Annotated in this window: 21 protein-coding genes; 12 read left to right on the top strand and 9 right to left on the bottom strand. The window is 56.6% G+C overall.

The window, feature by feature from the left end; all coding sequences use genetic code 11:
- Positions 1-26 precede the first annotated feature (26 nt).
- Together ACPUC7_RS11395 and speB are read right to left on the bottom strand one after the other, a co-directional pair.
- The gene (locus ACPUC7_RS11395) at positions 27-1,112 is read right to left on the bottom strand and encodes an iron-containing alcohol dehydrogenase family protein (RefSeq protein ID WP_494923014.1); all 1,086 of its coding nucleotides are present in this window, start codon (positions 1,110-1,112) and stop codon (positions 27-29) included.
- Complete coding sequence (gene speB, locus ACPUC7_RS11390; RefSeq protein WP_494923013.1) at positions 1,112-2,068, bottom strand: agmatinase; 957 nt, start codon at positions 2,066-2,068, stop codon at positions 1,112-1,114. Before speB ends, ACPUC7_RS11395 begins: the two co-directional genes overlap by 1 nt.
- Positions 2,069-2,192: 124 nt before the next feature.
- On the opposite strand from speB, the gene ACPUC7_RS11385 reads away from it, so the two are divergent.
- Genes ACPUC7_RS11385 through ybiB form a run of 3 tightly spaced genes read left to right on the top strand, consistent with a single transcriptional unit; the run spans position 2,193 to position 6,310 of the window.
- Positions 2,193-3,089, top strand: a complete 897-nt coding sequence (locus ACPUC7_RS11385; RefSeq protein ID WP_494923012.1) for a LysR family transcriptional regulator — start codon at positions 2,193-2,195, stop codon at positions 3,087-3,089.
- A gap of 54 nt (positions 3,090-3,143) precedes the next feature.
- Positions 3,144-5,288, top strand: a complete 2,145-nt coding sequence (gene dinG, locus ACPUC7_RS11380) for an ATP-dependent DNA helicase DinG (protein WP_494923011.1) — start codon at positions 3,144-3,146, stop codon at positions 5,286-5,288.
- Positions 5,289-5,341: 53 nt separating this feature from the next.
- The gene (ybiB, locus tag ACPUC7_RS11375) at positions 5,342-6,310 is read left to right on the top strand and encodes a DNA-binding protein YbiB (protein ID WP_494923010.1); all 969 of its coding nucleotides are present in this window, start codon (positions 5,342-5,344) and stop codon (positions 6,308-6,310) included.
- Positions 6,311-6,431: 121 nt separating this feature from the next.
- On the opposite strand, the gene ACPUC7_RS11370 is transcribed toward ybiB, so the two are convergent.
- The 3 genes from ACPUC7_RS11370 to hutH all read right to left on the bottom strand — a co-directional run bounded on the left by ACPUC7_RS11370 (position 6,432) and on the right by hutH (position 11,055).
- The gene (locus tag ACPUC7_RS11370) at positions 6,432-7,589 is read right to left on the bottom strand and encodes a M20 aminoacylase family protein (RefSeq protein WP_494923009.1); all 1,158 of its coding nucleotides are present in this window, start codon (positions 7,587-7,589) and stop codon (positions 6,432-6,434) included.
- A 216-nt stretch (positions 7,590-7,805) separates the two neighbouring features.
- Positions 7,806-9,491: a urocanate hydratase gene (gene hutU, locus ACPUC7_RS11365; RefSeq protein WP_494923203.1), complete on the bottom strand. Its 1,686-nt coding sequence runs from the start codon at positions 9,489-9,491 to the stop codon at positions 7,806-7,808.
- Positions 9,492-9,501: 10 nt separating this feature from the next.
- On the bottom strand, positions 9,502-11,055 hold the full coding sequence (hutH, locus tag ACPUC7_RS11360; protein ID WP_494923008.1) for a histidine ammonia-lyase: 1,554 nt from the start codon (positions 11,053-11,055) through the stop codon (positions 9,502-9,504).
- A 318-nt stretch (positions 11,056-11,373) separates the two neighbouring features.
- On the opposite strand from hutH, the gene hutC reads away from it, so the two are divergent.
- Positions 11,374-12,129: a histidine utilization transcriptional repressor HutC gene (hutC, locus tag ACPUC7_RS11355; RefSeq protein ID WP_343551495.1), complete on the top strand. Its 756-nt coding sequence runs from the start codon at positions 11,374-11,376 to the stop codon at positions 12,127-12,129.
- Between the two features lie 93 nt (positions 12,130-12,222).
- Here the strand turns inward: hutC and ACPUC7_RS11350 are convergent, their stop codons facing one another.
- Positions 12,223-12,762, bottom strand: coding sequence for a HutD/Ves family protein (locus tag ACPUC7_RS11350; protein WP_494923007.1), 540 nt, complete (start codon positions 12,760-12,762; stop codon positions 12,223-12,225).
- Entirely contained in the window at positions 12,759-14,114 is a 1,356-nt protein-coding gene (locus tag ACPUC7_RS11345) for a formimidoylglutamate deiminase (protein WP_494923006.1), read from the bottom strand. Before ACPUC7_RS11345 ends, ACPUC7_RS11350 begins: the two co-directional genes overlap by 4 nt.
- 84 nt (positions 14,115-14,198) lie before the next feature.
- Between ACPUC7_RS11345 and hutI the strand changes: the two genes are divergently transcribed.
- From hutI to ACPUC7_RS11310, 7 genes are all read left to right on the top strand, one after another.
- Positions 14,199-15,416, top strand: coding sequence for an imidazolonepropionase (gene hutI, locus ACPUC7_RS11340; protein WP_494923005.1), 1,218 nt, complete (start codon positions 14,199-14,201; stop codon positions 15,414-15,416).
- The gene (gene hutG / locus ACPUC7_RS11335) at positions 15,413-16,204 is read left to right on the top strand and encodes an N-formylglutamate deformylase (RefSeq protein ID WP_494923004.1); all 792 of its coding nucleotides are present in this window, start codon (positions 15,413-15,415) and stop codon (positions 16,202-16,204) included. Before hutI ends, hutG begins: the two co-directional genes overlap by 4 nt.
- Positions 16,205-16,669: 465 nt before the next feature.
- Positions 16,670-17,521 (top strand): transporter substrate-binding domain-containing protein, encoded by an 852-nt coding sequence (locus ACPUC7_RS11330; RefSeq protein ID WP_494923003.1) that lies wholly within the window; start codon positions 16,670-16,672, stop codon positions 17,519-17,521.
- A gap of 12 nt (positions 17,522-17,533) precedes the next feature.
- Positions 17,534-18,253, top strand: a complete 720-nt coding sequence (locus ACPUC7_RS11325) for an ABC transporter permease (protein WP_494923002.1) — start codon at positions 17,534-17,536, stop codon at positions 18,251-18,253.
- 11 nt (positions 18,254-18,264) lie between these two features.
- Positions 18,265-18,993, top strand: coding sequence for an ABC transporter permease (locus ACPUC7_RS11320; RefSeq protein ID WP_343551483.1), 729 nt, complete (start codon positions 18,265-18,267; stop codon positions 18,991-18,993).
- 1 nt (position 18,994) lies between these two features.
- Positions 18,995-19,795 (top strand): ABC transporter ATP-binding protein, encoded by an 801-nt coding sequence (locus ACPUC7_RS11315; RefSeq protein ID WP_494923001.1) that lies wholly within the window; start codon positions 18,995-18,997, stop codon positions 19,793-19,795.
- The gene (locus ACPUC7_RS11310) at positions 19,792-21,273 is read left to right on the top strand and encodes an HAL/PAL/TAL family ammonia-lyase (protein ID WP_494923000.1); all 1,482 of its coding nucleotides are present in this window, start codon (positions 19,792-19,794) and stop codon (positions 21,271-21,273) included. The genes ACPUC7_RS11315 and ACPUC7_RS11310 overlap by 4 nt, the downstream gene beginning before the upstream one ends.
- 89 nt (positions 21,274-21,362) lie before the next feature.
- Here the strand turns inward: ACPUC7_RS11310 and ACPUC7_RS11305 are convergent, their stop codons facing one another.
- Positions 21,363-21,992, bottom strand: coding sequence for a flavin reductase family protein (locus ACPUC7_RS11305; RefSeq protein ID WP_494922999.1), 630 nt, complete (start codon positions 21,990-21,992; stop codon positions 21,363-21,365).
- Between the two features lie 73 nt (positions 21,993-22,065).
- Between ACPUC7_RS11305 and rlmF the strand changes: the two genes are divergently transcribed.
- Complete coding sequence (gene rlmF / locus ACPUC7_RS11300) at positions 22,066-22,992, top strand: 23S rRNA (adenine(1618)-N(6))-methyltransferase RlmF (protein WP_494922998.1); 927 nt, start codon at positions 22,066-22,068, stop codon at positions 22,990-22,992.
- Between the two features lies 1 nt (position 22,993).
- Here rlmF and ybiO read toward each other — a convergent pair whose 3' ends face one another.
- Positions 22,994-25,267: a mechanosensitive channel protein gene (gene ybiO, locus ACPUC7_RS11295; protein ID WP_494922997.1), complete on the bottom strand. Its 2,274-nt coding sequence runs from the start codon at positions 25,265-25,267 to the stop codon at positions 22,994-22,996.
- Positions 25,268-25,493 lie beyond the last annotated feature (226 nt).

Raw genomic sequence — 25,493 nt, 5'->3', positions numbered from 1 at the left:
AGGGTCGCCATTTATGGCGACCGCTACTAAACCCACGCAGCCAACCCTTCAATCCGCTGCATCGCCGCCAGCAAACGCGCTTCCGTTACCGCCTCGCCCATATTCTCCATATCGGGCGCATGCACCGATTCGCGCACAATCAGCGCCAGTTCCGCCTGATCCAATTCGGCAATCTCAGCCAGCGTCAGCGGCACGCCGCAGTCACGCGCCAGGCGCATTTCGTCCAGCACTTCTTCATCGCTGCGATCTTCCAACGCCAGCAAACACAGGTTGCCAAAACCAACCAGCAAACCATGACCAAACTCGCGCGTTTTATCGCAGAAGGTAAAGCCTTCATAAATGGCATGTGAAGCCGCTGCGTGCGCGCCGTTGCTCATCAGCGAGGTCAATCCCGCCCAAGTGAAAATCGCATCCAGCACCTGATCCAACGCTGCGCTGCTCTCCCCACGCAGCACCGCCGCATAAGCAGCCGGGCCGTGTTCGGCGATCACGTCATAACAAATCTGGCTGTGCGCCAGCGAAGAGAGCGCATTGCCTTCGCGCGCCGGATGACGGGTGCTGACCGCACGGAATTCGTACCATTTCGCCAGCGTGTCGCCCAATCCTGCCGCCAGCCAGCGCGCTGGTGCTTTGGCCAGCAGTTCACTGTCGATGATCACCGCTGCGGGAGCTTGCGGCAGCGGGAAGATATCGAAGAAATTGCCGTTATCGTCATAGCGAATGCTCAGCGGCGTCACCGCTGAACAGGTGGCGGCGATGGTTGGCACCGTGACCACCGGCAAGCCGAGCTGCGCACCGACCGCTTTCACCGTATCCAGCGATTTTCCGCCGCCAACGCCAATCAACACCTCGGCGTTTAACTCAGTCGCCAGCGCCGCCAAACGATCAATCTGGTTGATCGAGGTTTCACCGCCGAACCACTCTTGCGCCAGCAGCGTGACGTTAGACGCCAGCAACTGTGCTCGCACCTGGCTTTCTACTGCCTGCATCGCCTGATGCCCGCCAATCAGCAGCGCACGTTGGCCTAATGCGGCACAAATCGCGCCCAGTTGATTGATCACGCCCGCGCCACGCAGCACGCGCGCCGGGAACACCAGATTTTGTTGAGTCATCACTTGTTCTCTGTGTAACGGACGCCGGGCAACACGCACAGCATCTCATAAAGGATATTGGCCGCCAGTTGTGAGGTCATGCCGCTGATGTCATACGGCGGAGAGACTTCCACCAAATCAGCACCGATCAAATTCAACCCGCGGCAGCCACGCACGATTTCCAGCCCTTGCATTGAGGTCAAGCCGCCGACTTCCGGCGTACCGGTGCCGGGTGCCCAGGCGGGATCAAAACTGTCGATGTCATACGACAAATACACCGGACCCTCGCCGATGCGCGCACGCACCTCGGCCATTAGCGGCGCGAGTGAGCGATACCAGCACTGCTCGGCTGGCACCAAATGGAAGCCTTGACCGACGCCCCACTGGAAATCACCCGCCGCGTAACCTTGCGCGCGTTGTCCAATCTGCACCACGCGCTGACAATCGAGCAAGCCTTCTTCCACCGCGCGGCGGAAAGTGGTGCCGTGGGCAATTTTCTCGCCAAACATTTCGTCATTGGTGTCGGTGTGCGCGTCGATATGAATGAGTCCGACTGGCCCGTGTTTCTTGGTTAGCGCACGCAAAATCGGCAGCGTTAAGGTGTGATCGCCACCGAGCGTTAACGGGATAATCGGCCAGTTATTCAGCTCGGTATAATAGTTTTCGATGATATCGACCGATTTCAGCAGGCTGTAGGTATTGATCGGCACATCGCCGAGATCGCCAACCCGCAGCGAATCAAACGGCGCCGCGCCGGTCGCCATGTTGTACGGACGAATCATCACCGAATCGGCGCGAATGGCGCGCGGGCCATAGCGCGTACCGCTGCGCTGCGAAGTGCCGATATCCAGCGGGATACCAATAAAAGCCACATCCAGATCGGCCGGTGATTCGAAAGCAGGCAGACGCATCATGGTGCCGCGTCCGGCAAAACGTGGCATATCGTTACCGCCTTGCGGCTGGGGGAAATCAGTCATCACGCACTCCTTCGGCTAAGTGAAACTCATCTTTACCCAAGCTGCGAGCCGGAAAAATCCTTGACAGCAGATAATCACTTCAGAGATTACTTAACTTTAGTCAGCAATCACTGAAGGAAAAACGGTGCAGACGCTTCCCAATCTTAAACTGTTGCAGGTGTTCGCTAGCGTGGTAGAAAACCAGGGATATTCACGCGCGCAGCAGGCGCTGAATATGACCACGCCAGCGATTAGCGCTTACATGAGCGAACTGGAAACCCAGCTCGGTTTTATCCTGTGCCAGCGTGGACGCGGCGGCTTTACCTTGACCAGCAAAGGCGAGCAGTTTTATCGCTACAGCCAGGAGATGCTGGCAACCTTGGCCGGCTGGCAAGAGCAAGTGGAAACCTTGAAGAGCGCGCAGGGCGGCACCTTTTCGCTTGGCGTGGTGGACGCCACCGTTACCGACAGCACGCTGGATCTGCCCGCCGCGATTGCGCGTTTCAATCAACGTTTCCCAGCGGTATTTTTTAATCTCAGCGTGCGCGATCCCAACGAATTGCAGCAGCAATTGCTGGAGGATCGGATCGATTTGGCGATTGGTCACTTCCCGCTGCGCGCCAGCAATCTGGTCACCATTCCGCTGTATGACGAGCAGCATTGGCTCTATTGCAGCCCGCAACATCCGCTGGCTGAGGGCGATCCGGATGTGCGCACCGTGCAGCAAACCGGCATGGTGACGCGGCGTTACTGGAATCAGCAGGAACTCAATAAACGCGGTTTCCGCCAAAGCAACGCCTCGGTGGAGAGCATTGAAGCGCAGCTCACGTTGATTTTGTCCGGTCGTTTTATTGGCTATTTGCCGGAACATTACGCGCGCAGCTGGCAGCAACAGGGTGCACTTAAACGCCTGCTGCCGGAGCATTTCCACTTCCGCGCGCCGTTTTCTTTTGCCTTCCGCCGTGGGCGATCGCGTGAAACCTTGATTCGGGCGATGCGTGAAATTCTGAATCCAGCGCGAAAAAATCACAGTGAAAGCTGACGCTGCCGCGATACTGTGTAAAAATACAGGCCAATTCAGCAAACAGTAACGAAAATGGCCCTGACAGCAGCGATAAAAAGCCAGATTGCGCAATGGTATAAGGCGCTGCAACAGCAGGTTCCTGACTTTATCCCGCGCGCGCCGCAGCGCCAGATGATCGCCGAAGTGGCGAAAACGCTGGCCGGTGACGAAGGTCGTCATCTGGCGATTGAAGCCCCAACCGGCGTGGGTAAAACGCTTTCTTATTTGATTCCCGGTATTGCGGTGAGCCGCGCCGAGGAAAAACGTTTAGTGATCAGCACCGCTAACGTGGCGTTGCAGGATCAAATCTTCAGCAAGGACCTGCCTTTGCTGAAAAAAATCATTCCCGATCTCACCTTTACCGCGGCATTTGGTCGTGGCCGTTATGTGTGTCCGCGTAACCTCGCGGCGCTGGCGGCGACCGAAGATCAGCAGGGCGATCTGCTGTTATATCTTGATGAAGAAGCGGTGACCGGTTCGAAAGAGGAGCAGAAATTCTGCGCCAAACTGGAGAAGCAGCTCAGCAGCTACCGCTGGGATGGTTTGCGCGATCACACCGATGTAAACATCGAGGACAGCCTGTGGCAGCGCCTCTCCACCGACAAAGCCAACTGCCTTGGACACCATTGCCGTTGGTATCGGGAATGCCCGTTTTTTGTCGCGCGTCGTGAGATTGAACAAGCTGATGTGGTGGTGGCGAACCATGCGCTGGTAATGGCGGCGATGGAAAACGAATCGGTGCTGCCGCCCGCCAAACATCTGATGCTGGTGCTTGATGAAGGCCATCATCTGCCTGAAGTGGCGCGCGATGCGCTGGAAATGAGTGCGGAAATCACGCCGGGTTGGAGCAGCTTGCAGCTCGATCTGTTTGTGCGGCTGGTGGAAACCATCATGGCGCAATTCCGCCCGAAATCGCCACCGCCGCTGACCAATCCCGAGCGGTTGAAAGGCCATTGCGACGAAGTGCGCGAGCTGTTGCAGATCCTTAGCACGGCACTCAATCCGCTGCTGCCGGGCAACAATCAGCCGGGGGAATTTCGTTTTGTACTGGGCGAACTGCCGGAAGAATTACTCAGCATCTGCGCCAGGTTGTTTAAGCTGTGCGACGCGCTGCGCGGCTTGAGCGAAGGTTTGCTCAACGAGTTGGGCGAACAAACTGGCAAAGCCGACATTATGCGGCTGCATAAAGCCATTATTCAGCTCAATCGCCATTTCGGCTGGTTCGAATCGATCAGCAAATTGTGGCGGCTGGCGGCGATGGAAAAGGCCTCGAATGCGCCGGTTTCGAAGTGGATCACCCGCGAAATCCGTGAGGGGCAAGCGCATCTGCTGTTCCATTGCGCGGGGATTCGCGTTAGCGATCAGCTGGAGAAAATCCTGTGGCGCAAAATCCCGCATGTGGTGGTGACGTCCGCCACGTTGCGTTCGCTGAATAGCTTCAATCGCTTGCAGGAGATGTCGGGATTAAGCGAAAAGGCTGGCGATCGTTTTGTGGCGCTGGATTCGCCGTTTAACCACATCGATCAGGGCAAGCTGGTGATTCCGCAGATGCAGTTTGAGCCACAGATGGCGCAGGAAGCCGAGCACATCGCCGAAATGGCACGCTTCTTCCGCCAGCAAATTGCCGAAGAGAAGCACAAAGGCGTGCTGGTGCTGTTTGCCAGCGGACGGGCGATGCAGCAGTTTGTCGGGCACATTCCTGAGCTGCGTTTGTCGATGCTGGTGCAGGGCGATCAACCGCGTTCGCGTTTAGTCGCACTGCACCGTGAACGCGTTGAAGCGGGCCAAACCAGCATCCTGGTTGGGTTGCAATCATTCGCCGAAGGGCTGGATTTAAAAGGCGATCTGCTGTCGCAGGTGCATATCCATAAAATTGCTTTTCCACCGGTAGACAGTCCGGTAATTTTGACCGAAGGCGAATGGCTGAAGAGCCTGAAACGTTATCCTTTCGAGGTGCAAAGTTTGCCGAGCGCCTCGTTTACCTTGATTCAACAAGTGGGGCGTTTGATTCGTAGCCACAGCTGTTTTGGCGAAATCGTGATTTATGATCGTCGCCTGCTCAACAAAGCGTACGGCAGCCGATTGCTGGCCGCATTGCCGGTGTTTCCGATTGAACAACCGCCGATGCCGGAAGCCAGCAGCGAAAAGGTGAAGAAACGCCGCAGCAAGAAAATCTAATTATCAATTTTGGCAGCCGAAGATCGGCGCGCCCTGGAAGCGGGAATGCCTTGATGGAACTGAATAAAATTATCAAAGAGATCGGGCGCGGCAAGAATCACGCGCGCGATATCGATTTCGACACTGCGCATGCCTTATACAGCGCAATGCTGGCCGATGAAGTGCCGGAATTAGAGCTGGGTGGTGTGCTGATCGCGCTGCGTATTAAAGGTGAAGGCGAAGAGGAGATGCGCGGTTTTTACCACGCGATGCAGCAGCAAATGATGCAACTGCACCCGCCCGCTAATCGCCCGATGCCAATTGTGATTCCCAGCTACAATGGCGCGCGTCGTCAGGGTAATTTGACGCCGTTGCTGGCGTTACTGCTGGTAAAACTCGGTTTTCCGGTGCTATTGCACGGTGTCAGCGATGATCCAACGCGCATCACCACTGAAGCTGTGCTGGCCGCGCTGGATATCGCGCCAGTTATCTCGGCAGAACAAGCGCAGGCTAAATTGGATAGTGGTGAACTGGCATTTATCACCATCGATCATCTGTGTGCGCCAATGGCAAAACAGCTTTCTTTGCGCTGGCGCATGGGCGTGCGTAACAGCGCGCATACGCTGGCGAAGCTGGCAACGCCGTTTGCTGAACGCGCCGCGCTGCGTCTTGCCAGCGTCTCGCATCCTGAATACGTGCCGCGCGTTGGGAAATTCTTCCAGGATATTGATGCGCCTGCCATTCTGCTGAATGGCACCGAAGGTGAGGTGTATGCCAATCCGCAGCGCTGTCCGGCGATTAATTACATTCGCGGCGCAGGTGCGGAAGCGGAAGTGTGGATTGAGCGTCAGCCGGAAATCAGTGTGGAATTGCCAGAATCGAAAAGTGCCGCAGATACCGCCGCGTGGATTCAGCAAGTGTTAGCCGGTGAACGCGCGGTACCGCAGGCGCTGCGTTTGCAGTTGGCGTGCTGTTTGGTGGCAACCGGCGAAGCCATCAGTTTGGACGATGCAGAAGTACGTTTGGTGCAGGCGGGGATTTGAAGTCAGCCAGGTGCGCAAAAATGCGCACCCTACGGCACGTTATTTCGTAGGGTCGCCATTTAGGGTGACCAGAAATTGATGTGGATGTTGTAGGGTCGCCATTTATGGTGACCGCCGTAAATCAGGTTTTCGCCAACACGCTCTCCACTAACTGCTGCCAGAAGCGAATGCCAATCGGCAGCAGATCATCATTAAAATCGTAATGGGCATTATGCAGCGGCGCAGACGGCGTTGCGCCATCCGCACCCAGCCAGAAATAAGCACCGGGGCAAGCTTCCAGCATGCAGGCAAAATCTTCTGACGCCATGGAGGGATTTACCTGCCATTTCACCTGTGCTTCACCTAATGTCGCGTTGGCGACGGCACGCACTTGCTCGGCCTGTGCCGCGTGGTTGGCGGTAACCGGATAACCGGGATACCAATGAATCTCACCGCTAACGCCAAACGGACGTGGCAGGGTGGTGACAAAATCCTCTATCAGACCGCGCACGCGATTGCGCACGTCGGTCTGCAAACATCGCACCGTGCCACGCAATTTAATCTGCTCGGGAATCACGTTAATCGCTTCGCCGCCATGAATCTGCGTCACGCTCACCACCGCTGAAGCCAGCGGCGAAAGACGGCGCGAGGGAATGGTTTGCAGCGCCAGAATCAGTTCTGCGGCGACCACCATCGGATCGGCACCACTTTCCGGCATCGCCGCATGGCAGCTTTTACCGTGCAAGGTGATTTCGAACGAATCAAGGGATGCCATCATCGCATCGGGATTCACCGCCAGCGTGCCGATCGGCATGCCGGGCCAGTTATGCATGGCGTAAACCGCATCCATTGGGAAACGCTGGAACAAGCCTTCCTCCACCATCTTGCGTGCGCCGCCCAGGTTTTCTTCGGCTGGCTGGAAAATGAAGTGGATGGTACCGCTGAAGTTGCGCGTTGCGGCTAAATGGCATGCGGCTGCCAGCAATGTTGCTGTGTGGCCATCGTGACCACAGGCGTGCATCACGCCGCTTTGCTGTGACTTCCACTGCGCATCGCCTTTTTCGGTAATCGGCAACGCATCCATATCGGCACGCAGGCCAATTACCGGACCAGGACCGTTTTCCAATGTGCCGATGACGCCGGTGCCTGCTAAGCCACGAAACACTTGCAATCCTGCATCGGCTAACACGCTGGCAACTAACTCACTGGTTTGCTGCTCTTGATAACCGAGTTCAGGATGTTGATGTAACTGACGACGCCAGTTGAGGGCATTTTCCAGCAGGACAGCGGGCAGGCTCATAAAGTAAGGCTCTCCATCGGCAGCGTAGGCTGCGAAATAATGCATTTACTGTAGTGGCAAGCGCAGGGCGGCGTCTATCGTAGAGCGGAATAATTTGGCTATAGGCTATAGCGGAATGGAATATGAAGATAAAAAAAATAGGTCACCATGAATGGCGACCCTACAGCGGTATTGCGTTTTTTACGTAGGGTGCGCATTCATGCGCACCTGATAACGTTACTTCTGCATGGGCAGATTCAAACCGTGCTCTTGCGCGCAGCTTTGTGCTAATTCATAGCCGGCATCAGCGTGACGCATCACACCGGTTGCCGGATCGTTCCACAGCACGCGGCCTAAACGCGCAGCGGCTTCTGCCGTGCCATCACACACAATCACTACGCCGGAGTGCTGCGAGAAGCCCATACCTACACCGCCACCGTGATGCAAACTGACCCACGTTGCGCCACCCGCGGTGTTCAGCAAGGCATTCAGCAGCGGCCAGTCAGACACCGCATCCGAGCCGTCTTTCATCGCTTCGGTTTCACGGTTTGGTGAAGCCACCGAACCGCAGTCCAGATGATCGCGACCAATCACGATAGGCGCTTTCAGCTCGCCGTTGCGCACCATTTCGTTAAACGCCAGCGCCGCTTTGTGACGCTCGCCCAATCCCAGCCAGCAAATACGCGCCGGTAAGCCCTGGAAGGCGATGCGCTCTTGCGCCATATCCAGCCAGCGATGCAGGTTTTGATGATCCGGGAACAATTCTTTCAGCTTGGCATCGGTTTTGTAGATATCTTCCGGATCGCCCGACAACGCCACCCAGCGGAATGGACCTTTGCCTTCACAGAACAGCGGACGAATATACGCCGGAACGAAGCCTGGGAAATCAAAGGCATTCTTCACGCCTTGATCCAGTGCCACCTGACGAATGTTGTTGCCATAATCCACCGTCGGCACGCCCATATGGTGGAAATCCAGCATCGCTTGTACGTGTACCGCCATCGATTCACGTGCGGCTTGCTCAACGGCCTTAGGATTGCTGACGCGCTCAGCTTCCCAACGCGCCACATCCCAGCCAATTGGCAGATAGCCGTTAATCGGATCGTGTGCGGAAGTTTGATCGGTAACGATATCCGGCTTCATGCCGCCCGCTTTGGCGCGTTTAACCAGTTCCGGCACGATTTCTGCCGCATTACCTAATAGGCCAACCGAAATCGCACGCTTCTCTTTATTGGCCTGCTCGATCAGCGCCAGCGCTTCGTCGAGCGTGTAGGCTTTGTGATCGACGTAACGGGTACGCAGACGGAAATCGATACGTGATTCCTGGCACTCAATGGCTAACACGCTGGCGCCGGCCAACACGCCCGCCAGCGGTTGTGCGCCGCCCATGCCGCCTAATCCAGCAGTGAGAATCCAACGGCCGCTGAGGTTGCTGTCGTAATGTTGACGACCCGCTTCGGCGAAGGTTTCAAAGGTGCCTTGCACGATGCCCTGCGCGCCAATGTAGATCCAGGAACCGGCGGTCATCTGGCCGTACATCATCAGGCCTTTTTTATCCAGTTCGTGGAAGTGATCCCAGTTGGCCCAATGCGGCACCAGGTTAGAGTTCGCCAACAGCACACGCGGCGCATCGGCGTGGGTGCGGAACACGCCAACCGGCTTGCCTGACTGGATCAACAGCGTCTCTTCCGGCTGCAAAGCACGCAAAGAGCGCAGGATCTGCTCGAAGCACTCCCAGTTACGTGCGGCTTTACCGATACCGCCGTACACCACCAGATCTTCCGGGCGCTCTGCCACGTCAGGATCGAGGTTGTTCTGGATCATGCGGTAGGCCGCTTCAATCAACCAGTTGGCGCAGTGCAAAGTATTACCGCGCGGCGCACGGATTTCACGGGCTACAGCCTGAGTCAAAGTTTCGCTCATCATCGATTCCTTAATTAACAGTCGAACGCTGGCTTGGCAGCAGCGCGGTAAGGGATTCTGGCCAGTCTGAACGGCTGGCCCACAGGCGCATGGATTCGATATCCGGCGCCATTAAACGGTCGTGATCGAGGAAGGCCACGTTCTCACGGATGCGGCTCATCTCCTGTTCTAACGCTGGCGAGCTTTGCAGCGGGCGATGGAAATCAATGCCTTGTGCCGCCGCCATCGCTTCTATGCCCACTACCGCAGCGGTGTTAAAGCACATGCTGCCGAGACGACGTGCGGCGTACGTCGCCATCGAGACGTGATCTTCCTGGTTAGCGGAGGTTGGTAAGCTGTCTACGCTGCCGGGATGTGCCAGCGATTTGTTCTCAGATGCCAGCGCGGCGGCGGTGACCTGAGCAATCATAAAGCCGGAGTTGACACCGCCATCATTGACAAGGAACGGCGGCAAACCCGACAAGCCGGTATCCAGCAGCAGTGCCATGCGACGCTCAGAAATCGCGCCGATTTCGGCAATCGCCAGCGCCAGAATGTCAGCGGCGAAGGCCACCGGCTCAGCGTGGAAATTGCCGCCTGAAATCACATCGCCGCTGTCGCTGAATACCAGCGGATTGTCCGATGCGGCGTTGGCTTCAATCTGCAACACGCGCGAGGCGTGCGTCAGGTTATCGAGGCACGCGCCCATCACCTGCGGCACGCAGCGAATCGAGTAGGGATCTTGTACGCGGCCACAATTGGTGTGCGAACTGAGGATTTCGCTGCCATTTAATAACGAGGAGACGGCCGCTGCGACGCCAATTTGGCCAACTTGTCCGCGTGCTTCATGAATGCGGGCATCGTACGGTTTCACCGAACCTTTGATCGCTTCCAGCGACAGCGCACCGGCCATCAAACCGGCGGCGAACAGATTCTCCGCTTCAAACAGGCCGCGCAGTGCCAGCGCGTTAGAGACTTGCGTGCCGTTCAGCAGCGCCAGACCTTCTTTTGGGCCGAGTACAATCGGTTGCAGGCCGACACGCGCTAACCCTTCGGTGGCGGGGATCAGTTCGCCATCAACCCGCACTTGGCCTTCGCCCAGCAGCATCAGGGAAAGATGCGCCAGCGGCGCCAGATCGCCGGACGCGCCAACCGAACCTTTTTCTGGAATGCAGGGCATGACACCGGCGTTGAAAAGCGCCAATAACGCTTCAATCAATTCGATGCGTACGCCGGAATGACCGCGCGCCAGGCTGATGATTTTGGTCGCCACCACTAGACGGGCGACGTTGTCAGGCAGCAGATCGCCCAATCCCACGCTATGTGATAACACCAGATTGCGCTGCAATTCAGCCAGACGCGCCGCGGGAATCTGCGTCTGCGCCAGCTTGCCAAAACCGGTATTGATGCCGTAAACCACATTGCCCGATGCCACAATCGCCGTCACGGTTTCATTGGCGCGATCAATCGCCGCACGCGCTTCATCAGCTAACGTTAGCGTCACCTTGCTTTGATAAATACAGCGCAAGGTGGCGAGGTCCACTTCACCGGGAACGAGGCGAATTTCCTGAACCGAACCTGACATAGTCTACTCCTGTCTATACAAGTAATCTGCTGCGCTTCGGGGGCCGCTACTTCGCGATGGACCATCCGAATTGCCTTGGTTTGCGATGAGTGAAGCATAAGTGTCTAATCTTGTCTATACAAGTAGCAAGCGCTATGCCAGATTGATCGTATTCTGTGAAACGTGCCGCAATGCGACACCACAGATGAAACGGCAGCGAGATTGCACTGAAGCTGGGCGAAAGCTGCACCAAAGCTGGGCTATTTGCACTATTAGATGTATATACATTTACAGGCCGAGACAGTAAACTTTGGGCATTATTCGGAAAAGGAACAGGACATGGCGGAGCAAACGGTAGTAGCACAGCTGGCAGCGGCGATGGGCGACGAACCCGCACCGATTTACCAGCGCGTGAAGCAGGCGATTGTCAGCCAGATCCGCGAAGGTCACTGGAAAGCCAATCAGCGTGTGCCGTCCGAAAGCGAACTGGTTAATGAACTGGGCGTCAGCCGCATGACCATCAATCGCGCGCTGCGTGAGCTGACCAGCGAAGGTTTTCTGGTACGTATGCAAGGTGTGGGCACCTTTGTCGCCGAGATGAAGGGCTACACCGCGATGCTGGAAGTACACAACATCGCCGATGAGATTGCGCAGCGCGGCCATCGTCACAGCTGCAAAATTTTGTCGATTGGTCAGATGAAAGCCGATCCGGAACAGGCGGCGGTGCTGGGTTTATCCACCGGACAAACGCTGTTCCATTCGTTGATTGTGCATTACGAGAATGACTTACCAGTGCAGCTGGAAGATCGTTTGGTCAATCCGTTGGTGGCACCGGATTATCTCAGCCAGGATTATCATCTGCTTACGCCGTATACCTATTTGATGCGTGTAGCACCGTTGACCGCCGGTGAACACATTGTGGAAGCGGTGCTGCCGGATTTGCGTCAGCGTAAGCATCTGGCATTGGATGAGCACGAACCTTGCTTGCTGATTCGTCGGCAGACATGGAGCGACAACAAGATCGTGACCTATGCGCGTCTGCTGTATCCGGGATCGCGTTATAAGTTGCTGGGACGGTTTAGAGGTCACGGTTAGGAGATCGCTTTCCCTCACCCGCAAGCAGGAGAGGGGACTCATCGCCTCTTCTCCCGCTGGCGGGAGAAGGCTGGGATGAGGGGAATTCGGCACTTATGCTATCTGACTAAGCGCCACAAATAGCAGGCTGGCACCTGATGTTAATGGTTCTAGCTGCGTCATTTCATCCACCCACCAGATTCCCTGATTCACGGCCAAAGTTTCCCCACTGGCAGTCTGCCATTCTCCCGCCAGCACCCACGCCACGCCGTTTTCACTGCTGACCACTTTCTGCTCAACGCTGACCGCAGAGCGCCAGTTATCGCGGCGCGTCATGATATTAAAATCCTGGCAACTGCCGCTAATGCTGGCATCAATCGCCCATTCGCCGGGAAACGCCCACGGCTGATGCGGCAGCAAACGTTGTTCGGCCTGCTCGCTGCGCAGCAACACGCTGTCGCCGTGCAACAAGGTGATCACCCGATCAATACCAGGAAACGGCGAAAACGGGCCGTCAGCCGAGATGGTGGCGATGCTGGCGCGCCAGCTAAACTCTGCGGCGCCCGGCGGATAGCTGATGATTTCTCTGGTCTCGCCGCCGCCGTTGCGCCAGCGGCTAACTGGCAGTTGCTCGTAATCGAAACGGGTGATCATTGCAGCGCCCTCATTGCCTCGGCAAAGCGCGCTGCCGCTTGATCTTCAGCCGCATGATGCCCTTGCTGGATCACCTGTTTACCGGCGACAAACACATCGCGGATCTGCTCGCGCTGGCCGCCAAACAGCCAGCGATTCAGCAGGGAAGCGGTATTGACGCTCGCCAGGAACGCATCGTCTTCCAGCACCAGCCAATCCGCGCGTTTGCCCACCGCCAACTCACCAGCTTGTAATCCGCACGCCTGCGCGCCACCTTGCGCCGCTTGCTGCCACAGCAAATCGCCGACCGAAGGCTGATTGGGTAAGGTGATGCGATTGCGTCGACGATCGCGCAGTCGCTGGCCGTACTCCAGCCAGCGCAACTCTTCCAGCGTGCTGAGTGATACATGGCTGTCGGAGCCGATGCCCCAACGACCGCCGCGCGCGATATATTCCACCGCCGGGAAAATGCCGTCGCCGAGATTGGCTTCGGTGGTAGGGCACAAACCGGCGACCGCGCCGCTGGCGGCCATGCGCTGAATTTCGTCTTCATCCAAATGGGTGGCGTGAATCAAACACCAGCGCTGATCGACGTCGAAGCGATTGAGCAACCAGGCCACGGGACGTTCACCGCTCCACGCCACGCTGTCGTTGATCTCTTTTTCCTGCTCGGCGACGTGAATGTGTACCGGAATATCTTGCGGGCAAGCGGCCAACACTTCGCGCATTTGCGCTTCATTCACCGCACGCAGCGAGTGGAAACAGATGCCATGATTAAGCAGCGGTTTATCCGCACTCCAGCGCGCCACGCGTTGCTGTTGTTGCAGATAAGCTTCGGTTTGCTGAATGAAGCGACGTTGGCCGTCGCTGGCCGGCTGCGAACCAAATCCGCTGTAGCTGTACAGCACTGGCAGCAGGGTTTGACCGATGCCCGCGGTATCGGCAGCGGCGACTAAATTCAGCAGCATCGCATCGTCGGCATACGGCTGACCGTGCGGATCGTGATGCAGATAATGGAATTCCGCCACCTGGCTGTAGCCGCCTTTCAACATGTCGATGTAGAGATGCGTGGCGATATCGCCAACCTGTTCAGGCGACAGGCGCTGCACCATGCGGTACATCAAGTCGCGCCATGTCCAGAAGCTATCTTGCGGATCGCCTGCCACCTCCGCTAATCCTGCCATCGCCCGCTGGAACGCATGCGAGTGCAAATTGGCAATCGCCGGAATAGTCGCGCCTGCCAACTGCGTGGCGTTGCCGGGATCGCTGTCTGGCGCTAGCGAGCTAATAAAACCGTTGGCATTGGTGGTAATCAGGACGTTCTCACGCCAGCCATCGGCCAGCAGTGCGCGCGGAGCAAAAAAGACGGACATGGTTGATCCTCCATGGCGGAAAGTTGTATATACATATACATACTTTGATGCGGTGTGTAAATCGCCGAACGAGAGGGGAGTGGCATGGCAGAAGCAGAGCAGATTGACAGCCTATGGCTGGGGGCCGATATCGTGACGATGCGCGACGGGCACTACAACCTGATTGCCGACGGCGCGTTGGCGGTTAATCAGGGAAAGCTGGTGTGGGTAGGGCCACGCAGTGCATGTCCGGCGTTTAACCCGCGCGAACAGCATGAATTTTCCGGCGGCATCATCACGCCCGGTTTGGTGGATTGCCACACGCATCTGGTCTTTGGCGGCGACCGCAGTCAGGAATTTGAACAGCGTCTGAACGGTGTGAGCTACGCGGACATTGCGGCGCAGGGCGGTGGGATTCTCTCAACGGTGCGCGCCACACGTGCCGCATCTCAGCAAGAATTGGTGGCGAGTGCGCGCTGGCGGCTGGAGCGTTTGCTGGCGGAAGGCGTGACGACGGTGGAAATCAAATCCGGTTACGGTCTGGATGAAGCCAGTGAATTAACCATGTTGCGTGCCATTCGCGAACTGGCCGCAACGGTGCCCGCCGATGTGCAAGCCACTTGCTTAGCCGCGCACGGTTTTCCGCCGGAGTTTAAAGACAATCCACAAGGTTGGATCGATATCATTGTCCAGCGCTTGCTGCCGCAAGTGAAAGCGGAAGGTTTAGCTGATGCGGTCGATGCGTTTTGCGAGCATCTGGCCTTTTCGCCGCAACAAGTCAGCGCGGTATTTGATGCCGCCAAAGCGTTGGGCTTGCCGGTGAAATTGCATGCCGAGCAGCTTTCAGCGCTGGCGGGTGCGACCTTAGCCGCCGAATATGGCGCGCTGTCCGCCGATCATCTGGAATACGCCAGCGAAGACGACGCCAAAGCGATGGCGCAGCACGGCACAGTGGCGGTGTTGCTGCCGGGCGCGTTTTATCTGCTGCGTGAAACCCAGCGCCCGCCGGTGGAATATTTCCGCAAACACGGCGTGCCGATGGCGCTGGCCAGCGATGCCAATCCGGGGACTTCACCGGCGTTGTCACTGCGTTTGATGCTGAACATGGGTTGTACGCTGTTTGGCATGACGCCAGAAGAAGCGCTGGCTGGCGTGACCTTATGGGGCGCAAAAGCCCTGGGATTACACCATTCACACGGCTCGCTGGAAGCGGGCAAAGTGGCGAATTTCGTGCACTGGCCGCTGAAACGTCCGGCTGAGCTGGTTTACTGGCTGGGCGGCGAATTGCCGTGCCAGGTTATTTATCGTGGAGAAGCGCAATGACACCTTTTCATTTCACCGCCGGTAAGATTCCATTGCTGGTTAGCATTCCGCATGCCGGTACGCAATTAACGCCAGAAGTTGAGGCCGGATTGAGCGACGCAGCACGTGGCTTGCCGGATACCGATTGGCATTTGCCGTTGCTGTACGATTTTGTGCGCGATTTGGGTGCCAGCGTGTTAATCGCTCACTATTCGCGTTTTGTTATCGATCTCAATCGTCCGGCGGATAACCAGCCGCTGTACGCCACCGCCACCACCGGTTTGTATCCTGAAACCTTGTTCGATGGCACGCCAACCTTCGCCGCCGGTAAAACGCCGAGTGCCGAAGCGCGTCAGGGTTATCTGGAGAACATTTGGCAGCCATATCATCAGCAGTTGCAGCAAGAGCTGGCACGACTGAAAGCTGAGCACGGCTACGTGTTGCTGTTTGATGCGCACTCCATTGCCTCGGTGATTCCACGTCTGTTTGACGGGCAGTTGCCAGATCTCAACATCGGTACCAACGATGGCGTGAGCTGTTCAACGGCGGTGATTGAGGCGATTAAGCAGGTGTGCAGCGAGCAGCAAAAATATAGCTGGATCGCCAATGGTCGCTTCAAAGGCGGCTACATCACGCGTGCCTATGGCCAGCCAGAGCAGGGCGTGCAGGCGGTGCAACTGGAGTTGGCGCAGTTAAATTATATGGATGAAACCCCGCCGTTCGCCTGGCAGCAGGATCGCGCGACGCAGTTGCAGCACGTGTTGAAACCGCTGATGCAGGCGTTTATGCAGGCCGGTAAACCGGTTTAAAATTACCAACTGCACGTACATTCGTAGGGTCGCCATTTATGGTGACCGAATAACGTTGAACATGACGCCATAATTGGCGTCATTGTTATTGTGCATCTATCTAGACGGTCACCATAAATGGCGTCATTGTGATTGTGCGTCCATCCAGAGGTCACCATAAATGGCGACCCTACAAATAGTGCATCATGGTGGTGCGTCACTTGCCTCAATGTGGTGCAAGAATACGTCCGCCGCGCAACAATCCCCCTAATTTCCCGGCTTTGCCGATTTGGCATAACGCTTGCTAGGTTGTATGTACAAGTAAAGACCACGTAGCAGAGATGTTTATTTATCGTGGCTGGCTCACAAAAAGCTCATGCCGACAATGATCTGCTGCACGCTAACTTGTATATACATGAAATGTCATCTGCATTGCTTTTACACCGCAGACACATTCGCAATCGATTAATGACCAGGAGAAGCCGCATGACGCACCGTGTCCAGATTCGCCGTTTTTGCCTCACGACCCTGTTTGCCAGCCTGATGTTGAGTGGCGTTGCTGCCCAGGCGAAAGAGTGGAAATCGATCACCATCGCTACCGAAGGCAGCTATGAACCCTGGAACCTGACGCTGCCGGGCGGCAAGTTAGGTGGTTTTGAACCAGAACTGATGGAAGATCTGTGCAAGCGCATGGGCATCCAGTGCAAGTTGGTGGTGCAGAACTGGGATGGCATGATCGCGGGCCTTAACGCCGGTAAATATGACGTGATTATGGATGCGATTGTCATCACGCCCGATCGCAAAAAAGTGGTCAATTTCACCGTGCCGTACGCCTCGACGCCAGCCACCTTCATCACCATGAAAGACAGTCCGCTGCTGCCTGCCGATCACAACATCATCAAACTGCATGACGATGAAAAAGAGATCAACGCGGCGATTGCACCGCTGAAAGCGGCGGTGAAAGGCAAAACCATCGGCATCGCCTCCGGCACGGTTTACACGCCATTCATCGATAAATACTTCAAAGATGTCGCCGACGTGCGCGAATACACCTCGTCCGCCGATGCGATGCTGGATCTGCAATCCGGTCGTATTGATGCGGTATTCGATGATGTGACCTTTGCCCAATCGATGCTGGCGCGCAAAGAAAACAGCAATCTGACGTTCAGCGGCCCGCAGCTGGGCGGCCCGATTTGGGGCGAGGGCGAAGCGATGGGCGTGCGCATGGCGGATAACGATCTGAAAGCCAAGCTGGATGAAGCCATTCACGCCGCGCTGGCGGATGGCACCGTGAAAAAGCTCAGTGAGAAGTGGTTTAAAACTGACGTAACCCCGTAAGTGAGGTGAAAGATGATGAGCCTGCTGAGTTTTGCTGATGATGGCTGGGGACGCTTAATTCTTAGCGCTGCCCTGACCACGCTGCTGTTGTCGCTGGCGGCGTTGATGATTGGCGCTGTGGTCGGTTCTGGTGTGGCGGCGGCGAAGCTGTCGCCGCAACGCTGGCTGCGCTGGTTAGGTGAAGCCTATTCCACGGTGTTTCGTGGCATCCCGGAACTGCTGGTGATCTACCTGTTCTATTTTGGTGGATCGGGCCTGATTACGCTGGTCGGACAGATGTTTGGGGCCGACGGCTTTATCGAAGCGCCGCCGTTTCTGATTGGTGCGCTGGCTATCGGGCTCATCTCCGGTTCCTATCAAGGTGAAGTGTATCGCGCGGCGCGCCTGGCGTTAGCCAAAGGCGAAGTTGAAGCGGCGGTGGCGATTGGTATGCCGCGCTGGCGTATCGCGCAACGCATTTTGCTGCCGCAGGTGGTGCGTTATGCGCTGCCGGGCATGTCGAATGTGTGGCAAATGAGCCTGAAGGATTCGGCGCTGGTTTCGGTTACCGGCATTGTTGAGCTGATGCGTGCCAGCCAGGTCGCCGCCGGTTCAACCCGCGATTACTTCACCTTCTATTTGATTGGCGGTGCCTGCTATTTGGTGCTGACACTGCTGTCTAATCATGCGTTTCGCCGGGCGGAATCGCGCCTCGGTCGTGCGTGGCAAAGTCGCACTGCGGCACAGCATTAAGGAGCAGCAGCATGATCGACTTCGCCTTTCTCTCTGACACTTTTCTCAAGCTCAGTGCCGCGCTGCCGGTCACGCTGGGTTTGTTTATCAGCGCGTTTCTGTGCGGCGGCATTCTGGCGATTGGCATTTTATCGCTGCGCATGAGCCGCTGGCGGATATTAAGCGGTTTCGCGCGCGGCTACATTTTGGTGTTTCGCGGCTCGCCGCTGATGATCCAGCTGTTTTTGATCTACTACGGACTCGGTCAGTTTGGCGTGATTCGCCACAGTTTCGTCTGGCCGTTCCTGCGTGAACCGTTCACCTGCGCGGTGCTGGCGCTGTCATTGTGTACCGCTGCTTACACTGCTGAGATTCTGCGTGGCGCGCTGCTGGCGGTGCCTGCCGGGCAAGTAGAAGCCGGGCTGGCTTGTGGTATGTCGCGCTGGCTGCTGCTGCGCCGCATCATCGCACCGATCATGTTGCGCTATGCGCTGCCCGCCTATTCCACCGAGGCAATTCTGTTGGTGAAATCCACCGCGCTTGCCAGTTTGGTGACGGTTTGGGATGTCACCGGCGTAGCGCAGCAGATCATTCAGCGGACTTACCGCACCATGGAAGTGTTTGTGTGCGCGGCTGCTATCTACCTGATTCTAAATTTTATTATCGTCCAGCTGTACGCGCTGTTAGAGCGCCGTCTGACCCCGGTGCATCGTGTCGCAAAAAAGCCGATGCCCGCCGTTAAACCGCTTGCCGGAGAGTAATATGCATTCCACATCACCTGTAACCTTGTCCGCCACCGATATCCATAAATCCTTTGGCGCGATGGAAGTTTTGAAAGGCATTTCGCTGCAAGCGCATCAAGGCGATGTCATCTCGATTCTCGGTGCCAGCGGTTCCGGCAAAAGTACCTTGCTGCGCTGCATTAATTTGTTAGAAACGCCGGATGCGGGCGTGGTCAGCGTGGGCGGCGAAACTATTGAGATGAAACGCCACGCGCGCGGCCATCAATTGGCGGCCAATCCGAAACAGATTGAGCGCCTGCGTTCGCGCCTTGGCATGGTATTCCAGAGCTTCAATCTGTGGTCGCACATGACGGTGCTGCAAAACGTGATTGAAGGCCCGCATTACGTGCTCAAACGTGACAAGAAAAGCTGCATCGCGCAGGCGGAACAACTGCTGGATCGTGTCGGTCTGCTGAATCGCAAAGACTTCTATCCCGCACAGCTTTCTGGCGGACAGCAGCAGCGTGTGGCGATTGCGCGCGCGCTGGCAATGGACCCGGAAGTGATGCTGTTTGATGAGCCCACTTCAGCGCTCGATCCGGAACTGGTGGGCGAAGTGCTGAAAGTGATGCGCAGCCTGGCGGAAGAGGGACGCACCATGCTGGTGGTGACGCATGAAATGGGCTTCGCGCGTAACGTGTCGAATCGCGTGGTGTTTATGCATCAAGGCACCATTGATTGTCAGGGCGCGCCGGAAGAGATGTTTGGCGATCAGGGTTCGCTGCGCTTCAAGCAGTTTATCTCCAGCCACCAAAGCCATCACGCGGAGCAGCCACCATGAGCCTTGTTTGGGGCGATAGCCCGTTGACGTGGCAAGACGTGGTGCAGGTGGCGCGGCACGATGCGCAGCTTAGCCTGAGCAGTAGCGCCTGGCAGCGTATTGCGCAAGGGCGCGCGATTGTTGATCAGATCGTCGAAAGTGGACATATCGCTTACGGCATCAATACCGGCTTGGGCGCACTGTGCAACATCACGCTGCCGGAAGATCAGCTTAGCCAGTTGTCGCGTAATACGCTGCTGAGCCACGCCTGTGGCGTCGGGCCGCTGCTGACGCGGGAACAGGCGCGCGCAATTTTGTGTGCGGCGATTGCCAATTACAGCCACGGTAAATCCGGCGTGTCGGTGGCGTTGGTGCAGCATCTGTTGGCACTGCTTAATCATCAGATCACGCCACAGGTGCCGTCGCAGGGATCGGTGGGCTATCTCAGCCATATGGCGCATATCGGCTTGGCGCTGATTGGCGTCGGCGAGGTCGAGTATCAAAATCAGATCATGCCCGCCGAGCAAGCCTTAGCGCTGGCAGGATTACAACCCTATCGTCCAGGCGCGAAAGAGGGCTTAAGCCTGGTGAACGGCACGCCGTGCATGACCGGTTTATCCTGCCTGGCACTGGATGATGCTGCGCGTTTGCTGGATTGGGCGGATGTCACCGGCGCGATGAGCTTTGAAGCGCTGCGCGGACAACTGGCGGCGTTTGATGCTGAAGTGATCGCGCTGAAAGCCAGTCCGGGTATGCAGGTCAGCGGACAGCGTTTGCGTGAATTGCTGAGCGACAGCCCGCTGCTGGCGGCCAGCGTTGGCGTGCGCACCCAGGATGCACTGAGTTTGCGCTCGATGCCGCAGGTGCACGGTGCCAGCCGCGATCAGTTTGATCATGCGGCGCGCCAGATTAATATCGAGCTCAACGCCTGCACGGACAATCCGCTGGTGCTCGGCACGCCGGATAGCTGGCGCGTGGTGTCGCAAGCCAATCCACACGGCGAATCGGTGGCGATGGCGGCAGATCTGCTGGCGATTGCCATGGCGGAAGTCGGCAGTATCGCCGAGCGGCGACTGGATCGATTGGTGAATCCGTTGGTCAGCGGTTTGCCGGCGTTTCTGGTGGCGCAGCCCGGCGTCAATTCCGGCATGATGATTGCGCAATATGTGGCGGCCTCGTTGTGTGCTGAGAATCGCCAGCTGGCGCAACCGGCGGTGCTGGATAATTACGTCACCTCCGGTTTGCAAGAAGATCATCTTAGCCTTGGCACCGGCGCGGCGCTGAAATTACTCAAGCTGGTGGGCAACGTGTGGCAGATTCTGGCGATTGAGTATCTGCTGGCGGCGCAGGCGCTGGATTTTCACGGCGAAGAGCAACTGGCGCAAGGGACAAAGCGTGCGTTACGCGGTTTGCGTGCCAAGGTAGCGAATTGGCAGGAAGATCGCTGGTTAGCCCCGGAGATCGCGCGTGCGGTGCAGGTGTTGAAAAGCGGGTTGTAACACGTGGTGTTTAAAAACGGTCACCATAAATGGCGACCCTACAAAATTTGGTCTTCGGGTCGCCATTTATGGTGACCCGATTTTAATTCTCAGCGGCGAGCATCCGGGCGCACCAGATCAAAACGCTGCTCCTCACTGATGCCGTAATACGCCGAAGGGCCGCCAGCACGCAGGATCGGCTGGGCTTTGGCGGTTTGATAGATGCCGTTTTCCAGCAGTTCCTCATCGATGTGAATCGCCACCACTTCACCCAACACCAGCCAGCTTTCCAGCTCGCTTCCCTGCACATCTTGCAAGCGGATCAACTGAGTTAAACGGCACTCAAAATTCACCGGACTTTCCGCCACCATGCTGACATTGACGTAAGAGGCGGCAATCGGCGTTAAACCGGCCAGCGCAAATTCATCCTGATTGGACGGCACCGAGGCGGAACTCTCGTTCATCGCTTCCGCTAGCGGGCGTGTTGCCAGATTCCAGACAAACTCTTTGCTTTCGCTGATATTGCGCACGCTGTCTTTCCAGCCGCTGCTGGCAAAGCCGATGATGGGCGGATGGTAATTGAAGCAGTTAAAGAAGCTGTAAGGGGCCAGGTTGCGTTCGCCGTTGGCGCTGAGTGAGCTTACCCAGCCAATCGGGCGCGGGCCAACAATGGCGTTTAAAGGATCATGTGGCAAACCATGTCCAGCACGTGGCTGATATGAGTAACGTCCGCGATTCATTTCTGCTCCTCAGATAATTGTGTAATGCTGCCAGCCAGAGTATCTTACGCCCGCGCTATATTCCGGAGAAACTATGAACAAGCCCGCTGGCACCTCGCCATTCCATCCGCGTAACCGCCATCAAGGCCGTTATGATTTTGCTGCTCTGACCGCTGCCCATCCGCCGCTGGCGGGGAAAGTGCGTCCCAACGGCTACGGCGAGTTATCGGTCGATTTTGCCGATCCTGAAGCGGTGATGCTACTGAATCAGGCGCTGCTGAAACTGTTTTATAATCTCAACTGGCAACTGCCCGCCGGTTATTTAACGCCGCCGGTGCCGGGACGTGCTGATTACGTGCACGCACTGGCCGATTTATTGGCCAGCGATAACGGTGGCGTGATTCCGCGCGATCTGGATGTGATGGATATCGGCTGTGGTGCCAACTGCATCTATCCGCTGATCGGCAATGCCGAATATGGCTGGCGTTTTACCGGCACCGATATTACCGCCGAAGCGATCACGGCCGCTGGGCTGATTGTGGCAAGCAACGTCGGTTTGCAGCGCGGGATTCGTCTGCGTCGGCAGAAAGAGGCGTCGGCCATTTTTGCCGGTGTGGTGCATAAGAACGAACGCTATCACGCGGTATTGTGCAATCCACCGTTCCATTCGTCGGCGGAAGAAGCCGCCAGCGTCGGACAGCGCAAAACGCGCAATTTGGGCTTAGGCAAAAATGCGCCGCTCAACTTTGGCGGTTTGCATAATGAATTGTGGTGCGATGGCGGCGAGCGCAAGTTTGTCGGCCAGATGATCGCTGAAAGCGTGGCATATTCCGACCAGATCGTCTGGTTCACCTCGTTGGTTTCGCGCAAAGAGAATTTACCGGCGCTGCGCGATCAGTTGCGCGATCTGGATGCTTACGACGTGCGCATCATCGAAATGGCGCAAGGCCAGAAGCAGAGCCGCTTTATCGCCTGGACCTTCCAGCCGCCCGCGACACGCGCCAAGCGGCTGAAACGCTAAGTTATTGCGCCGGGGGTAACGCCGGGAAACTGGCAGCGGAGGCAATGTCGCTGCCGGTTTGCTTCACTTCCACCGTTTGATGCGGTGCTTTAATGCCTGCCGCATCAAAATGCTTCTTCACTTTATCATCCAGCGCAAAACGCACCGTCCACTGCTTCAGCGGCTGGGTGGTGAATGACACGCGCACGGTAAACGATTGGTTGGTTAATCCCACCAAACCGGCAAAACTCGGTTCGCCAATCACCATGCCGCGAATATCAGGATTCTCCAGCAACTCTTTCACCGCCGCTTGTAAGGTGGCATTCACTTTCTCGGTATCTTCACCGCGATCAACATCGTAGTTCGCCACAAACGAGCCAATACCGCGCACAAAGTTGGCGAAGGTGGTGATCGATGACCAAGGGATGATGTGATACGCGCCGGTATCCTGACGCACGCCGACCGAGCGGATTGACATGCGTTCCACCGTGCCGGTGATCGGCCCAATCGTCACCAAGTCGCCGGTATTCATACCGTTTTCGAACTGGATGAAAATGCCGGTAATAATATCCTTCACCAGCGTTTGCGAACCGAAAGAGACCGCCAGGCCTAGCGCACCGGCACCAGCCAGCAGCGGGGCGATGTTCACGCCGACTTCTGACAGCAAAATCATAATGGTGATGGTGCTGATCACCACCGCCAGCGCGTTGCGGAACAGCGTCAGCAAGGTGCGGGTACGCGCGCTGGGCATTGGGCGACCGTGTGAATCGGAGGCCAGACGGCTTTCGATCAGGCTTGCCAACAGCGTCCAGCCGACTGCCGACAGCAGCACAATCATCACGATACGAATCATCACATCGACCATCTTCTGTCCGCTGCCCAGCGTCAACCAATGCCAGAGATCAAACAGGTTCCACGCGTTTAGCAGCAGCAAGACGGTGGCGAACACGGTGATGACGCGTGCCAGTTTCAGCAGCGCTTTGACCCAATCGTTGACGCGTTTTTGCAACTCCGGATAGTTGCGGCGCAGGTCCGGCGATAACGTGACGGTTTTGCCAATCCAGCGCGTTAGCATGCCGGAAATCAGTGCGGCAATGACCACAATTGCCAGGCTGCGTACCGTGGCGGACATCATAAACTTCAAGCTGTTGCCAGGATTGAAGATCGAGAACAAGAACAGCGCGATAAAATAGGCGCTCGCCAGCCAATGCCACACCATGCCGAAGGCGCGGATAAACAGCGCAAAGAAGCTCATACTGCGATCGGCAAGGCGCGACAATTCCTGATGGATGTTGCGCTTGTTGCGGAAAATCAGCCACAGCGCCCAAACGGTCATAATGCCCATAATCAATACGTTGAGCAGTGCGGCAACCTGCACATTGACCTGATTGGAGACAATCGGCACCACCACCAATAAACCATAACCAATAATGCCGCTCAGCCAACTGAGACGCGTGTTCCAGTAGCTGGCGCGTTCATCGGCTAAATGGAAAAAGCGTAGCGTGGCGAAGCGCGGACAGAAGATCAGGCGCAGCACCGCTTTGAAAAATTCAATCAGCGCAAAGGCGTTGAGGAACAGTCCTTGCTGATAGGCGATGGTGCGATTGCCGTTGTGGTAGTTGTCACTGATGATTTGGCCGACAAACAGCGTTAACGCCAGCAACAGCAGATCGATGATAAACGCAGCGAGAATGGTGGCAGGCAAGTGCAGCCACTTAGTGCGTTCTAAGTTGTGATTGCGTCCCCAACGGCCCATGCGCTGCCAGATCGGGTACATCAAGCGTCGCGTTAGCCAATAAAAGGCGAACACCGCAGCGGCGAGGGCAGCGAAGTATTTCAGCGCATTGAGAAAGGTTTGCTGGTTAAAGGCTTTATGTGGCGCGCTGGTGATGTTGTCATGCAGTTTGGCAAACTGCGAGGCCACTTCGCCGCCGTATTCGCGTGTCACATTGGTCACGCTCTCCAGCACCGTGGGATCTTCCTGATCGGTTTGTGGCGGTGCTAACACAGGCTGTTCGCGGGTGGAAGGGCTGTTTGCCGCCAGGCGTAATTGATCAATTAATTCCTGACGCGAGGCGTTGTTATCCAGAATATTGGCCAGTGCAGCATAGGCGGCTTTTTTATCTTCGATGCTGGGTGCTGCATCATTATTGGTCGCGGCAGGTGTTTGTGTCTGTTGAGCCGCAACGGCAGCTTGCGGAAGGTTGACGGCTTGCGCCGAGGAAATGAAAAACAGCGTGAGCAAACTGAAGAGTAACCCCAAAGTCAGACGCCTTGGTGGGCTGGCAGACAACATCGCTTTCTCCTTGAGCTTCGCGCAGCGGCACAAGTGAGAAGTATAGTCAGTGATGGAAGGTGAAGATTCTGAAAGGAAAATTTGCTGTGGATGTGGATGTGAAAAAGGTCACCATAAAGGTACAAACCGGCCACATGGGTAACACTTTAGACCGGGCACATGGGTAACAGTTATAAACGGCATAGCAGAGGAGACTCACTATGCCCTGGACTGAGAAAGTATCCAT

This window comes from Pantoea sp. CFCC18179, from assembly GCF_059412405.1.
Note: the sequence above shows the minus strand (reverse complement) of the source record. Positions and strands in the feature narration are given on the sequence as shown.